The following is a 13,971-nucleotide window of genomic DNA, read 5'->3' as shown; positions in this document are numbered from 1 at the left end:
TGGCTAAATACGGCAACGCCAAGCCATGGTCAAGCCCGGCGTGTCCAGGTGAGGCAGATTATCGACCACGGAGGAAACCCATGGAAACGCATCGGATCGTCTCGCGCGATGCCTGGCTCACCGCGCGCCGGGAGCTGCTGGCCAGGGAAAAAGAACTGACCCGGCAGCGCGACGCGCTGAATTCTGCGCGGCGCAAGCTGCCCGTGGTCGAGATCGACAAGGATTACATCTTCGACGGGCCCCGGGGGCCGGTGCGGCTGCTCGACCTGTTCGACGGCCGCCGGCAGCTCATCACCTATCATTTCATGTTCGATCCGGGGCCGCCGCCGGCCGGCCGGTCAGGCGCGCCCTGGGACGAGGGCTGTCCCAGCTGCTCCTACCTCGCCGACAGCATCGGCCATCTGTCGCACCTGCATGCGCGCGACACGTCCCTGGTGCTGGTGTCGCGGGCGCCACTGGCCAAGATCGCCCCGTTCAAAGCGCGCATGGGCTGGGGCGTGCCCTGGGTCTCGTCCTTCGGCAGCGATTTCAACTACGATTTCCACGTCACCACCGACGAGGCGGTGGCCCCGGTCGAGTATAATTTCCAGGACAAGGCGACCCTGGTCGCCAAGGGCGAGACCTATCACCTGGCCGGCGAGCAGCCGGGCGTCAGTGCCTTCCTGCGCGACGGCACGCGCGTCTTCCACGCCTATTCAAGCTATGGCCGCGGCCTGGACCTGCTGCTGGGCACCTATAACTGGCTGGATCTCACGCCGCTGGGCCGGCAGGAAGGCTTCGACGGGATGCCCGATGCCGAGAACCACGGCATGGCCTGGACCCGGCATCACGACAAATATGCTGACGAAGGCGCGTCCTGCTGCGGCGCCTAAGGTGGTGCTACCCCGGCCGCGGCTGGGCCGGGGTAGGTTCGGGTTACTTCTTCTTTGGCCCTGCAGGGGCGGCAGCCGCCTTGGCGAAGGGCGACGGGGCCGCCGCTTCCTTGGCCTTTTCCTTCTTGGGCTTCTTCACTTCTTTGTTGCTGCGCATCTGACCTTTGGCCATGACGGTATGCTCCGGTTGAATGGTGGCCGCGAACGGCACGGTCCAGCATAACGCCGATCAGGCCCGGCTGCGCGGGCAAAAGCGGGCCGTTCTAGCGCCGGCCGGCGATGTCCACGGTCACCCGGGCGCGGTCCAGGGCGCGGGCCAGGGGGCCCTCGGGCGGGGCATCGGTGATAAGGCGCGAGATCTGCGACCAGCCGGCATAGATCGACAGGGCCGTGCGGTCGAACTTGGTGTGGTCGGCGACGATGGTTACCTCGGCCGCGCGGTCGACCATGGCGTGGTAGACCGCCGCCGCATCGACATCGGCGTCGTTGGGGCCGTCGACGGTCAGGCCGGTGGCGCCCAGGATGGCGTGGTTGGCGTGGAAGCCGCGCAGATAGTCCAGCGTCTCGGCCCCGAAGACGCAGCCCTCGCGGCCGTTGTAACGGCCGGGGCACATGATCACGGTGATGGTCGGGTTGGCGGCCAGCACCGTGGCCACGCCGAAGGAATGGGTGATCACCACCAGGTCCTTGCGCTCGGCCGCCAGGCGGCGGGCGACATGGGTGGTGGTGGCGCCGCCGCCGATCAGCAGGGCATCGGCATGGGCGACATGGCGGGCGGTGGCGGCGGCGATCGACTCGCGTTCCGCCACCATCAGGCGGTGCCGCTCGGCAATCGCCGGTTCCGGCTCGAAGCCGCGCACGGCGCCGCCATAGGTGCGGTTGATCAGGCCGCGGGCCTCGAGTTCGTCCAGGTCGCGGCGGATGGTCTCGGTCGAGACCGACAGGTCCTCGGCCAGTTCCGAGACGCGCAGGGTGGGGGTGGCGCGCAGTTCGGCGACGATCCGCTCCTGCCGCGCCGCCTTGGACAGGCGCACCCTGGTCAGCGGCGCATCATCTTCCATCACCTGCCCCCTGGAGCAGCCCCGAATCGCGGGCGATATCGAGGATGGTATAGCGATCGCGGATGTCGCGCGCGTCGTGAACCGCCCGGGCATAGAAGGCGTCGGGGACATGGATCGCCGATGGCACGCGCGGGGCGCCGGCCGCCTGCAGGGCGCGGTCGATCTCCGCCCGGGGCCGTGCCACCGCGGCCAGCCTGGCGCGGATCTCGGGCCAGTCGGACCCCAGGCGGGCATTGAGCGCCTGGGCCTTTGCCGCGTCCACCTGCTTGCCCTGGTATTCGGCCCAGCAACTGGCGCCCAGGGCCTCGCCATAGCGGTGGATGAAATCGGCCCGGGTCTCGGTCGACGGGCGCAGGACCGGCGCGTCGCCCGCCAGCAGGCGTTCCTGCAGGCCGGCGATGGTCAGGGTGGTAACGGCGATGTGCTCGCCGTGCAGGCTCTCGCCCCAGGCCGGATCGCCCAGCATGTCGATATAGTGGCTGATCAGGTGCTCGCCCTGGCTGGCCGGGTTGGAGGAGCCGGCGATGACCATGCCGAAGCCCGACAGCACCAGGGTGCGGGCCAGGGCGGCCAGCGCCGCGCGGTCGCCAGCGCCGATGCCCGCCGCCTTGTCGAACAGCGGCGGCTCGTCCTGCGCCAGCAGGGCGAAGGGGGCCTGGCGATAGGGCCGGTCGAGCAGCAGGTGGCTCAGCAGCCAGTCGAATTGCGCGGTCGCCCGGCACACGGAATCGCCCAGGCCCGCGCGGGCCAGGCGCGGTGGTGCCGCGGCCAGCACGTCGAGGTCGAGGAAGATCGCCACCGGCGCGGTCGAGGGCAGGCTCTTCTTGTGGCCATGGACGGTGATGGCGGCATTGGCGGAACCATAGCCGTTCATCGACAAAGCGGTGCCGAACACGGCATAGGGCCGGGCGCTGTGATGGGCGACATGCTTGGCCAGGTCGCTGACGGTGCCGCCGCCCACGGCGATCAGGCCGGCGGCACCGGCGGCGCCGGCCTCGACCCGGGCCACGGCGGCCTCGTCGGCATGGGGTGGGGCGTCGAAGATCACCGGGCGCAGCGTGTAACCCGCCGCCTCCAGCCTGCCCGCAACCTTCTGGCCCATGGCGGCCCAGCAATTGGCATCGCTGACGAGGCACAAGTCGCGCGGCATGCCGGCACGCTCGAGGAGGGACGCGGCATAGACGCCCAGGCCGCTGGCGATGAGCACCTGGCGGGTGGAGACCGACAGGGTGCCGGGGCCGTCCGGGTCGCTGAGCCGGCCGTCGAGCAGGCGGTCGAGGACGGAGAGGGTCATGGCCAACGCGCCTTAAACAGCGGATCCAGGTGATCGAACAGGCGCCGAGCCCGGGCCCGGGCGGCGCGGTAGGCGGGGACATCGGCCGCGACGGGCTGGACGGTCTCGACCACCCGGTTGACCAGCCGGGCGCCGGCCTCGATCGAGGGCAGGGCCCCGCAGGCGACGCCGGCCAGGACAGCGGCGCCCAGGGCGGCGCACTCGACCTCCGCCACCAGATCGACCGGGCGGTTGGCGACGGTGGCGCGGATCTGCGCCCACAGCCGCGACCTGGCCCCGCCGCCGGCCAGGCGGATGCGGCCGGTGGGCACGCCCAGGGCATCCAGGCGGTCGACCACATCGGCCATGGCAAAGGCGATGCCTTCGAGGGTGGCGCGGGCCAGGTGGCCGCGGCCGTGCATGGGGGCCAGGCCATAGATGGCGCCGCGCGCCTCGGGCAGCCAGCGCGGCGTCATGGCGCCCGACAGCGTGGGCAGGACGACGACCCCCTCGCTGCCCGGCGGCACCAGGGCAGCGGCGATATCCAGCCCCTCGCCGTCGGCGAAGCCTAAGAGATCGCACGCCCACAGGATGGCGCCGCCCGACAGCCAGCCGGGATTCTCGATGAAATAGCGCCCGCCCGGAAAGCCGTGGGTCTCGACCATGGCGGCGTCGTCCAGCACCGGCCGGTCGGCGATGGCACCCACCACCTCGGCCGTGCCGATGCAGACCACGACGGTGCCGGGCGTGACCGCGCCGGCGCCGATCGGGTTGGCGAAGTCGTCGCCCGTACCCACCGCCACGGGCAGGCCCTGGGCCAGGCCGCACAGGGCGGCACCGCGGGCGGTGAGGTGACCGGCCAGGGCAGCGGCGTCGTCCAGCGCGGGCAGGGCGGCCGCCTCGATCGCAAAGGCCCGCAGCAGGTCGTCGTCCCAGGCCCGGCTCTCCAGGCCATAGACCATGGAGGTGGAGGCCAGGGCGTGATCCATCACCGCCCGGCCGGTGAGCTGTTCGACCAGGAAGCTGACCGGCTGGTGGAAGCGGGCCAGGCGGTGACCCGGCGCGTGACGCTTCATGTGGCGGATCTTGGCCGCCATGTGGCCGGGATCGGCGACCACGCCGGCACGCCGACGCACCATCTCGCCGTCGATGCCGCCCAGGGCATCGGTCGCCCGGCGATCCATCCAGATCATCGCCCGGCCCAGGGGCTCGCCGGCACGGTCGACGCCGACGCAGCCGTCGAGCTGGCCGGTCACGGCCAGGGCGAGGACGTCCGCGGGCATGGCCCCGGCCTGGTTCAGCGCGGCGGCGATCGCGGGTGCCAGGGCGGCCAGCCAGTCCTCGGGATTCTGTTCGGCCGCGGCGGGGCCGGGGTGGAAGGTGGGATAGGGGACGGCCGCGGTTGCCCGCAGGCGCAGGCTGGTGGCGTCGACCGCCGCAACCTTCAGGCTTTGGGTTCCAAGATCGATCCCGAGCAGGATCACCGCCGGCCCCCGGCCCGTTGCGGCGTGCCTTGGGCGACGGCCCGGCAATCGGCCTCGATCGCGCGCAGCTGCGACAGCAGCGAGCCCATGGTCGGGGCATAGCCGCCGTTGAAGGCGGCGGTGCCGACCGTGAAGGCATCGGCCCCGGCGGCGGCGATGTCACGGATGCGCGCGGCGGAATCGACATTGCCGGCGACGATCAGCCGGCCGTTCGCGCCCAGCCCCTGGCGGGCGGCGGTGATCAGGGCCAGGGGATCGGCCTCGGTCGCGCGGTAGGCCAGCAGGTCGGCCCCGGCACAGCCCCGGGCGACGAAGCCGGCGCAATGGGTGGCGACGAGGTCAGGTGTCCCGTCCAGCCTGGTCGGGTGCCCGTGCGGGCGGCCGGGGAAGGGGTAATAGGCCATGCCCGATGGCGCGATGATCGCCATGATCGCCTCGACATCGGTCCCGCCCAGCAGGCAGTCGATGCCCAGGCTCACCGCATTGCGTGCCGATGCCAGGCAGGCCTCGGGCGTGGTGCTGACCACCTCGAGATAGACGGTGGCGCCGTCGGCCTTCAGGCGCTGTGTCAGCTTGGCCAGGATGGCGGGTTCCACCCCCACATCCTTGAAGCCGACGTGGCGCAGGCCCAGCGGCCGGATCTCCTCGGCCAGCGCCAGGCAGTCCTCGACCGTACGGTCCTGGCGGGTCAGCATGAAGATGAAATCCATTGGCGCGAATCCTGGGGCCGTTGGCGCGTTGCCGCCGTTATATGTTGTAAGTTAAAAACCGAATGTTGGATCGTCAACATTTTGGTTGGCAAATACCACAAATGAATGTTGGAGCTGCCCATGCCCTCCTGGAAGACCGCCTATCGCTCGCTCTATTACCAGGGGGCGCCGGCACCGGATGATCCGGTGCTGGAGCAGGGCAAACTCGCCCTGCTGGTGATCGACGTCCAGAACACCTATCTGGAGCGGCCGGACCCCAGCGGTTTGAGTGGTGAGGAACTGGACCGCTATCACGCCTGGACACCGTTTCACGAACGTATGCAGGGGGTCGCGATTCCCGCCATCGCCCGCTTGATCGCCCGCTTTCGCGAGGGGGCCACGAGGTGCTGTTCGCCCGCATCGCCTGTCTGGGCACCGATGGTCGCGACCGCTCGCTCAGCCAGAAGAAGCCCGGCTGGAACAATCTGCTGCTGCCCAAGGACGCGCTTGCGTCGCAGATCGTGCCGGCACTGGCCCCCCTCGGCGACGAGATCGTGGTGACCAAGACCACCGACAGCGCCCTGACCGGCACCAACCTGCGCCTGATCCTGAACAACCTGGGCATTGTCCACGTCGTCTGCGCCGGCATCTTCACCGATCAGTGCATCTCCTCGACCGTGCGCAGCCTGGCCGACGAAAGCTTCGACGTGATCGTGGTCGAGGATGGCTGCGCCGCCGCCAGCGAGGCGCTGCACACGGCGGAACTCGAGATCATCAACATGATCTACTGCCACGTGATGAGCGCGGATGAGCTGATCGGGTATCTGCCCTGATGGATACCTCCGGCGTCATCCCGGCGAAGGCCGGGATCCATTGCGACATCGCGCGCTGCCCCAGAATGGATCCCGGCCTTCGCCGGGATGACGATCGTGGTTACGCTGCCTTCTTCGCCGCCTGCATGATCTCCTTGGCGCGGGGCATGGCCGCCTCGAAGCGCTCCAGGATCTCGGTGACCAGGCCGGGGGAGGCCAGCACGCCGGGCTTGAACTGCAGCACGCGCGGGTCGAGCGAGGAGAAGATCGCCCAGATGCCGTTCTCGTAGAGCGCGCGCGAGACGAACTTGGCGCCTTCGGGATGGTCGAACTCCAGGCCCATGATCAGGCCGCGCTTGCGGATGCCGGTGAAGAAATCGCCGTGGCGGGTGCGGATATCGGCAAGCCCTGCGTCGAAGGCGGCCGAGGCCGCCGCGACATTGGCGACCACTTCCGGCCGCTGGCAGATCTCCAGCACCTTCAGCGCCACGATGCAGCCGATCTCGCCGCCGCCGCCGGTCGACATATGGGCAAAGCCGTCCTCGTTCAGCCAGCCGCCGGCCTTGTCCGACACCAGCACCACGCCCAGCGGGTAAAGCCCGCCGCCGATACCCTTGGCCGAGACCAGGATGTCCGGCTCGACACCGTAACCGGTGATGCCCCACAGGGTGCCGGTGCGCATCAGGCCGGTCTGCACCTCGTCGCAGATATAGAGGCTGCCGAAACGCTCGCACAAGGCCTTCACGGCGGGTAGGTAGCCCTGCGCCGGCATGGGGAAGCCATAGGTCGCCGGGATCGTCTCCATGATCACCGCGGCCACGTCGCCGCCCGCCAGGGCCGCTTCCATGGCGCCCAGGTCGTTGAACGGCACCTGGATGAACTCGTCCGGCCGGTCGGCCAGGAAGATCTTGGAGAAGCGGTCGTCGCCGGTGCAGACGGCAAGACCCGTGTGGCCGTGATAGGCCTTGATCACGCTGACGATCTTGCGCCGCTTTGTGGCGTGGCGGGCGGTCTTCAGGGCGATGTCGATCGCCTCGCCACCGCCCGAGCCATAGATGGTGTGGCAGGGCGAGAAGGGCACGGTACCCGCCAGCACCTCGGCCAGGGCGGTGCGGGCGAGTGCGGGGAAATGATGGTTGCCCATGTCGAAATGGTCGAGGCCGGCCTTCAGGGTGGCAACCAGCTCGGCATTGCGATGGCCCAGGTTATAGGTGCCGCCGTTCAGGTGCACGTCGATCAGGCGGTGGCCCGACATGTCCCACAGGAAATAGTCCTCGCGCTTGTCGATCACCAGGTCGACGCCCAGGTCCTGCCAGAACTGGGTCTTGCCCGGGTTCCAGTAGGTCTTGGACTTCTCGATCATTTCCGCCTTGGAGGCGTATTTGAAGAAGCCGTAGTCGAACATCTCGAGGTCTCCTAGGCGGCGCGGCGCCGCCTGACGATCAGCATGACGAGGCCGCCCAGGCCCAGGACGCAGACGGCGCCCAGCGTGCTCATGGTGCCGAGCGTGGGCACCATGGGCGTGTAGCCGGCGACCATCTTGGCGTAGAGCCATTCGGGCACGGTCGAATCGGCGCCGGTGGTATAGAGCGAGAGCGGGAAATTGCCCCAGGACAGCAGGAAGGCGAACAGCCCGCCCGACCAGATGCCCGGCCACAGGATCGGCAAGGTTACCTCGCGCAGCACCTGGAGGCGGGTGGCGCCCAGGTCGAAGGCGGCCTCCTCGACCGTCGCATCGAAGCCATAGACCTGGATCGCCATCACCAGCGTCACCACCGGCACGATCCACACCAGATGGGCGATGATCGCGGTGTGCCAGCTCATGGGCAGGCCGACGGCGTTGAACCACAGCAGCAGGGCGAGGCCCAGCACCGGCTGGGGAAAGAAGATCGGCAGCAGCACGATCTTCTGGTAGAGCCGGCGGCCGCGCCAGTTGTAGCGGGCGAAGGCCAGCGCCCCGAAGAAGCCCAGCACCACGGCGACCGCGGTCACGCACAGCGCCACCGCGACGGAGGTTTGCACCAGCATGCCGATCTCGATCGAATCGAGGGTCTTCTGCCACCAGTCGAGCGACCATTCGCGCACCGGGAACTGGAAGTAGCGCGATTTGGAGAACGAAGCGAAGACGCCGCAGGCGACCGGCAGGTAGATGACCACGGCGACGAACAGGGTCCAGGCCCAGATCAGGCCGTCGCGGCGGCGGCGGGCCTGGCGCAGGGCGCCCATCACTTGCGCCCCAGGATGCGGTCGAGGTCGAGCTTGGAGAGCGCGAACAAGGTCACGGCGCCGATGATGACCATCAGGATGACGGCCAGCGCCGAGCCCAGCGGCCAATTCTGCGAATAGGTGAAGGCGATCTCGATATCGTGGGTGACGACGATGATCGACTGGCCGCCCAGCACCTTGGCCTCGGCCACGGCGCCGACCGCCAGCACGAAGGTCAGCAGCATGCCGATGAGCAGGCCCGGCATGGCCAGCGGCAGTTCGACCTCGCGCCAGACCTGGAAGCGGCTGGCGCCCAGGTCCTTGGCGGCATCCATGACGTCACGCGGCACCAGCGACAGGCCCAGTACCATGGGAAACAGCATGAACGGCAAGTAGCTGTAGACCATGCCGAACATGATCATGCCGGGCGTGAACAGGACATCGGGCCCGCCACCGCCCAGGACCTTCAGGCTGCCGTCCAGCACACCGTTCTTGATGAAGAACAGCACCCAGCCGTAGAGGCGGACATTCTCGGAGATGAACAGCGGGAAGACGAAGGCGATCGAGACCAGGCCCGACCAGCGGCCGAAGACATGCACCAGGCCATAGGCGATGGGATAGCAGACCAGGGCCAGCACCGCGACGGTGAAGAAGGCGAAGGCCAGGGACCAGGCAAAGGACATCCACACCGTGTTGGCCGGATCGAAGATCGCTGCGTAGTTCTCGATCGAGAAGCTGGTGAAGGCATCGAAGCTGCGGGGGCTGGCCAGGGAGAAGCCGACGACCGACAGCAGGGGCGCGGCAAAGCCGACAAGCAGCAGGATCAGCACCGGCAGCGAACAGCGGGCACCCAGCGACAGCAGCCACAGCCGGCGCTCGTGGCGGGGGCGAGCGGGGGCGAGGGCCTGGACCGCCATCGCCTCAGTCCGTCACGAAGATGGCATCGGCCGCGTTCCAGCCGACCAGCGCCATGCCCTGCGCGGGCAAGCGCCGCCGCGGCTGCTCGACCAGCAGGGTCTTGGTCTGGGTGCGCACCTGGTACTGCATGCGCGAGCCCAGGGAATACTCGTTGTAGACGGTACCGGTTACGTGGTTGTCGGTCTCGCCGGCGGTGGCGATCAGGCGCAGGAACTCCGGGCGGATGACCAGGGTGCCGGGCACCTGGGGCGCACCGGGCGGGGCCTTGAAGATGCCCGGCAGGTCGACCCCCTGGAACAGGCCGGGGCCGATGGGGTTGACGTCGATCGTGTTCACCTCGCCCATGAATTCGGCGACGAAGCGATTGCTGGGCCGGCTGTAGATTTCCTCAGGCGTGCCGACCTGGACCACCGAGCCGGCACGCATCACGCCGATCCGGTCGGACATCACCATCGCCTCCTCCAGGCTGTGGGTGATGTAGAGGAAGGTCTTGCCGGTTTCCCGGTGCAGGTCCTTCAACTCCTTCTCCAGGGTCTTGCGCAGCTTGTAGTCGATCGCCGACAGGGGCTCGTCGAACAGCAGGATTTCCGGGTCGTAGGCGAAGGCCCGGGCCAGGGCCACGCGCTGGCGCTCGCCACCCGAACACTTCATCACGTTCTTGCCGTAGTAGCTCTCGGGCAGGCGCACCATGCGCATCAGATCGAGCGCCCGGGCCTTGCGGGTGGCGGCATCGATGCCCTTCATCTTCAGGGCGAACTCGATGTTCTGGCCGACCGATTTGTGCGGGAACAGGGCCAGGGACTGGAATACCAGACAGGTCGGCCGGCGATTGGCCGGCATGTCGTTGAGCCGTTCGCCGCGCAGCAGGATGTCGCCGCCACTGGGCACCTCCATGCCCGCCAGCATGCGCAGCAGGGTGGTCTTGCCCGAGCCCGACGGGCCGACGATGGTGAAGAATTCGCCGGCCATGACGCGCAGGTCGGTCGGCGCCACCGCGACGAAATTCTCGAAGACCTTGGTGACACCGATCAGTTCGAGGAGGAGTTCGCTGCGTGGCCGGGACGCGGCATCGATCGCCTTTTCCGAAAACACCGCGTTCATGCCCAACCTCGCATAGGCCTGCCTCGCTACTCAGATACACTACCCTAATTCGTCATGGCCGGGCGAAGTCCCGGCCATCCACGTCGGCAAGCTGCCTAAACATCGACGGGCTTGGCTCGTCCCGACGTGGATGCCCGGGACAAGCCCGGGCATGACGGTTGGGGGGTGTTACCCCCGCGCCCGCTTGGCGGCAGTCATCAGGTCCAGGGCCTTGTCGTAGTCGGGCACGATGTCGTATTCGATCGACCGGGCCATTTCCTCTTCCAGGCTGTCCCACTGGATGGCATCGAGCTCTTCCTTGGTGAACAGCTTGAAGCACTCGGGATTGCCCATCTGGGCCACCGGGTTGAAGGTGCCCTCGGCGAAGGCGACGGTGTGGGCGACATCGGGGGCCTGGACATAGGCCAGGAAGTCGGCGGCCCGGGGCGACAGTTCCGGATTGTTCACGGTCGAGGTGACCTCGATCCAGGAAATGCCGCCCTTGCCCCCCATCGGGCCCTTGGCGGGCGTGATGCCACGAAGATTGGGATGCCCGTCGGCCCGGGCCGGCGAGACCGAATAGGTGCCACCGGTCAGGTGCAGGTCGATCTCTCCCGAGATCAGCGCCTGGTTCATGGTGGCGATGTCGCCGATCAGCTTGGCGCCCTTGAAGACCTTCTTGGCGGTGGTCTCGAACAGGGTAAGCTCTTCGGCCGTATGCACCTTGAACGGGTCCATCCCGGCGATCACGAAGATATTGAAGACGTTCCAGTCGTCCGATTCCAGGATGCCGTACTTGCCTTCCAGCGCCTTGTCGTTGAACAGGTCCCAGCCCACATCCTCGGCGCTCTTGCGGCTGACCTTGTCGGTGTTCACCACGAAGCTGTAGGGCCCGAAGCGCTGACACATGCCGAGCAACTCCTTGCCGTCGTCGCTCATGGCCCATTTATAGGGCGGCTTGAAGTCGGGCATCATCTTCTCGAAGAACGGCTCGAACCGGGCCTTGTCCAGCGGCTTGATCAGCTTTTCCGGGTACATGACCTTGCGCGCCCAGGGATTGTTCACGTTGATCAGGTCCCAGACCTTGATCTCGCCTGCGCGCAGGCGGTTGATCATCGTGGGGTCGTTGGTCAACGATTCCGCCTTGACCGTTGCCCCGCTCGAGCCACGGAACGGGTCGAGGACCTGGGCCGAGTTGTAACCTTCCCAGCACAGGATGTTCAGTTCCTTCTCACGCGCCGCAAAGGCCGCGCGCGATGTCGCCATCGGCCCGCCCAAGGCCAGGGCGCCGGCCCCCATCAAGTGAAGGACGTCGCGCCGCGAAAATTGCGTCATGCCCATTGCTCCCCGTTTCATGGGCCCCCGCGCCATGGTCGATAGGGCCGCTCCGCCAGTCCCGTCGGCTGCTAAGTCCCACACTATATGTGGTACTTGCCGCAATGATTGGCGAGGTTAAACGGATTTGTGTGGGCTTTACAACATGAAATGACGACTTCATGATGGAAGTCACAGAGTTTGGGCGGGAGTGGCGATGCCTGGGGAATATGGCGACGCGGTGCTGGCGGACCTCGACGCCATGGTGCGCGACGGCCTTCACCGCTGGGGCCTGTCACCCGGCGCCAGCATCAGGCTCCTGAACATTTCCGAGAACGCGACCTATCGGATCGACGACGGCACCCGCTGCATGGTCCTGCGCCTGCACCGCCTGGGCTATCGCACGGTGCCGGAGATCGAATCCGAACTGCACTGGATCCAGGCCCTGCGCGCCGGCGCGGTGGTCGAGACGCCGGCGCCGATCCCCGCCGCCGACGGCCGACTGGTGCAGTCCCTGCCATCGCCCGGCGGCCTGCCCTCGCGCTTCGCCGTCGGCTTCGAACTGGTGCCGGGGGCGGAACCGGCCCAGGGCGCCGATCTGGTCGACTGGTTCCGTATCCTAGGCCGCCTGACCGCGGCCATGCACGGCCATACCAAGGCCTGGACGCCGCCGCCGGGCTTCACCCGCAAGGCCTGGGATTTCGCGGCGATCTTTGGGCCCGAGCCGATCTGGGGCGACTGGCGGTCGGGCCTGGGGCTGGACGATGCCGGCCGGGCCCTGGCGGCCCGGGCGGTCGATGTGATCGAACGGCGCTTGCTCGCCTTCGGCAGGGGGCGGGACCGCTTCGGCCTTATCCATGCCGACCTGCGTCTGGCCAACCTGCTGGTCGACGGCGCCCATCTGCGGGTGATCGATTTCGACGATTGCGGCTTTGGCTGGTACGCCCATGATTTCGCTACCGCGGTCAGCTTCTTCGAGCACGAGCCGATCGTGCCTGAACTGATGGATGCCTGGGTCGGCGGCTATCGCGGGCGTGCCCATCTCAGTGCCGAGGACGAGGCCGAACTGCCGATGTTCGTCATGCTGCGCCGCCTGATGCTGGTCGCCTGGGTCGCCTCCCACGCCGAGACGCCGACCGCGCAAGCCATGGGCACCGCCTATACGCAGGGCGCGCTCGACATGGCGGAGAATTTCCTGGCCCGGTTCGGATGATGGATCAAAACCCTCTCCTCCTGGGAGGAGAGGGTTGGGTGAGGAGGGGGGCGAGCGCGCACTGCCCCCGACCACCTCACCCTCCCGTCGCTGACGCGACGGGCCCCTCCCTCTCCCCCGCAAGCGGCGGAGAGGGGTTACGCAACTGTTGGAAACGAGGCCTACCCATGTTCAATTCACTCGCCGGCCGCAGCGTCATCGTCACCGGGGGCAGCAAGGGCATCGGGAAGGGTATTGCCGCGCGCTTTGCCGCCGTCGGCGCCAAGGTGCTGGTGGTCTCGCGCAAGCTGGGCGAGGCGCAGGCGGCCGCCAAGGCGATCGGCGGGACAGCCCAGGGCTTCGCTGCCGACCTGTCGACGCCTGAAGGCGCCGATGCCATGGCGGCGGCGGCGATCGCCGCCCATGGCGGCATCGACATCCTGTGCGCCAATGCCGGCATCTTCCCGGCGGCCAAGCTGGGGGTGATGACGGCGGCCGATTTCGACCATGTCATCGGCACCAACCTGCGCAGCACCTTTCTCTGCGTCTCGGCCTGCCTGCCGGCGCTGAAGGCGGCGGGCAAGGGGCGCATCGTCGTGACCTCGTCGATCACGGGGCCGATCACCGGCTATCCCGGCTGGTCGCACTATGGCGCCTCCAAGGCCGGGCAACTGGGCTTCGTGCGCACCGCGGCGATCGAGCTGGCGCCCTATGGCATCACCATCAACGCGGTCATGCCGGGCAATATCAAGACCGAGGGGCTGGATGGCCTAGGCCCCGACTATTTCGCCAAGATGGAAGCCTCGATCCCCATGCGCCGCCTGGGCGGGGTCGAGGACATCGCCAATGCGGCGCTGTTCTTTGCGACCGATGAGGCCGGCTACATCACCGGCCAGAACCTGGTGATCGACGGCGGCCAGGTGCTGCCGGAGTCGATGATGGCCCTGGATGAAATGGACGCGGTATGAGTCCGCTGGCGTTTCGTTAGACGAAAGTCCTAGGCATTGCCTCGAAAAATTTATCGCGCGATGGCTGGACAATCCAAGGGCAGGGGCTCTAGCCTGACTTGGA

At 67.9% G+C, this 13,971-nt stretch carries 14 protein-coding genes; 4 read left to right on the top strand and 10 right to left on the bottom strand.

Annotated features, from left to right (window positions below; all coding sequences use genetic code 11):
- The first annotated feature begins 80 nt into the window (after positions 1-80).
- Complete coding sequence (locus tag D3874_RS16140; protein ID WP_119778993.1) at positions 81-872, top strand: DUF899 domain-containing protein; 792 nt, start codon at positions 81-83, stop codon at positions 870-872.
- A gap of 43 nt (positions 873-915) precedes the next feature.
- Here D3874_RS16140 and D3874_RS28600 read toward each other — a convergent pair whose 3' ends face one another.
- From D3874_RS28600 to D3874_RS16120, 5 genes are read right to left on the bottom strand one after another with little or no spacing between them, the layout of a single operon-like run.
- The gene (locus tag D3874_RS28600; protein ID WP_158596065.1) at positions 916-1,083 is read right to left on the bottom strand and encodes a hypothetical protein; all 168 of its coding nucleotides are present in this window, start codon (positions 1,081-1,083) and stop codon (positions 916-918) included.
- 52 nt (positions 1,084-1,135) lie between these two features.
- Positions 1,136-1,933 carry a DeoR/GlpR family DNA-binding transcription regulator gene (locus D3874_RS16135; protein ID WP_119778992.1) on the bottom strand — a complete coding sequence of 266 codons (798 nt, stop codon included), beginning with the start codon at positions 1,931-1,933 and terminating at the stop codon, positions 1,136-1,138.
- On the bottom strand, positions 1,923-3,227 hold the full coding sequence (locus D3874_RS16130; RefSeq protein WP_119778991.1) for an iron-containing alcohol dehydrogenase: 1,305 nt from the start codon (positions 3,225-3,227) through the stop codon (positions 1,923-1,925). Before D3874_RS16130 ends, D3874_RS16135 begins: the two co-directional genes overlap by 11 nt.
- Complete coding sequence (locus tag D3874_RS16125; RefSeq protein ID WP_158596064.1) at positions 3,224-4,690, bottom strand: xylulokinase; 1,467 nt, start codon at positions 4,688-4,690, stop codon at positions 3,224-3,226. The genes D3874_RS16130 and D3874_RS16125 overlap by 4 nt, the downstream gene beginning before the upstream one ends.
- A complete protein-coding gene (locus tag D3874_RS16120; protein WP_119778989.1) occupies positions 4,687-5,400 on the bottom strand; it encodes a hypothetical protein in 714 nt (237 codons plus the stop codon). Before D3874_RS16120 ends, D3874_RS16125 begins: the two co-directional genes overlap by 4 nt.
- Before the next feature lie 383 nt (positions 5,401-5,783).
- Between D3874_RS16120 and D3874_RS30490 the strand changes: the two genes are divergently transcribed.
- Complete coding sequence (locus tag D3874_RS30490) at positions 5,784-6,212, top strand: cysteine hydrolase family protein (protein ID WP_233559974.1); 429 nt, start codon at positions 5,784-5,786, stop codon at positions 6,210-6,212.
- Between the two features lie 100 nt (positions 6,213-6,312).
- Here the strand turns inward: D3874_RS30490 and D3874_RS16110 are convergent, their stop codons facing one another.
- From D3874_RS16110 to D3874_RS16090, 5 genes are all read right to left on the bottom strand, one after another.
- Entirely contained in the window at positions 6,313-7,596 is a 1,284-nt protein-coding gene (locus D3874_RS16110; RefSeq protein WP_119778988.1) for a class-III pyridoxal-phosphate-dependent aminotransferase, read from the bottom strand.
- 11 nt (positions 7,597-7,607) lie between these two features.
- Positions 7,608-8,417: an ABC transporter permease gene (locus tag D3874_RS16105; protein WP_119778987.1), complete on the bottom strand. Its 810-nt coding sequence runs from the start codon at positions 8,415-8,417 to the stop codon at positions 7,608-7,610.
- Positions 8,417-9,313 carry an ABC transporter permease gene (locus D3874_RS16100; RefSeq protein ID WP_119778986.1) on the bottom strand — a complete coding sequence of 299 codons (897 nt, stop codon included), beginning with the start codon at positions 9,311-9,313 and terminating at the stop codon, positions 8,417-8,419. Before D3874_RS16100 ends, D3874_RS16105 begins: the two co-directional genes overlap by 1 nt.
- A gap of 4 nt (positions 9,314-9,317) precedes the next feature.
- Positions 9,318-10,415, bottom strand: coding sequence for an ABC transporter ATP-binding protein (locus D3874_RS16095; RefSeq protein WP_119778985.1), 1,098 nt, complete (start codon positions 10,413-10,415; stop codon positions 9,318-9,320).
- Between the two features lie 168 nt (positions 10,416-10,583).
- Entirely contained in the window at positions 10,584-11,729 is a 1,146-nt protein-coding gene (locus D3874_RS16090; RefSeq protein ID WP_119782326.1) for an ABC transporter substrate-binding protein, read from the bottom strand.
- Between the two features lie 196 nt (positions 11,730-11,925).
- On the opposite strand from D3874_RS16090, the gene D3874_RS16085 reads away from it, so the two are divergent.
- Both D3874_RS16085 and fabG read left to right on the top strand, forming a co-directional pair.
- Positions 11,926-12,921: a phosphotransferase enzyme family protein gene (locus D3874_RS16085; protein ID WP_119778984.1), complete on the top strand. Its 996-nt coding sequence runs from the start codon at positions 11,926-11,928 to the stop codon at positions 12,919-12,921.
- 167 nt (positions 12,922-13,088) lie between these two features.
- Positions 13,089-13,868, top strand: coding sequence for a 3-oxoacyl-ACP reductase FabG (gene fabG / locus D3874_RS16080; RefSeq protein WP_119778983.1), 780 nt, complete (start codon positions 13,089-13,091; stop codon positions 13,866-13,868).
- The last annotated feature ends 103 nt before the right edge of the window (positions 13,869-13,971 follow it).

The organism is Oleomonas cavernae, from assembly GCF_003590945.1.
Lineage (GTDB): Bacteria > Pseudomonadota > Alphaproteobacteria > Zavarziniales > Zavarziniaceae > Zavarzinia > Zavarzinia cavernae.
This window is presented reverse-complemented; position numbering and strand designations above follow the sequence as displayed.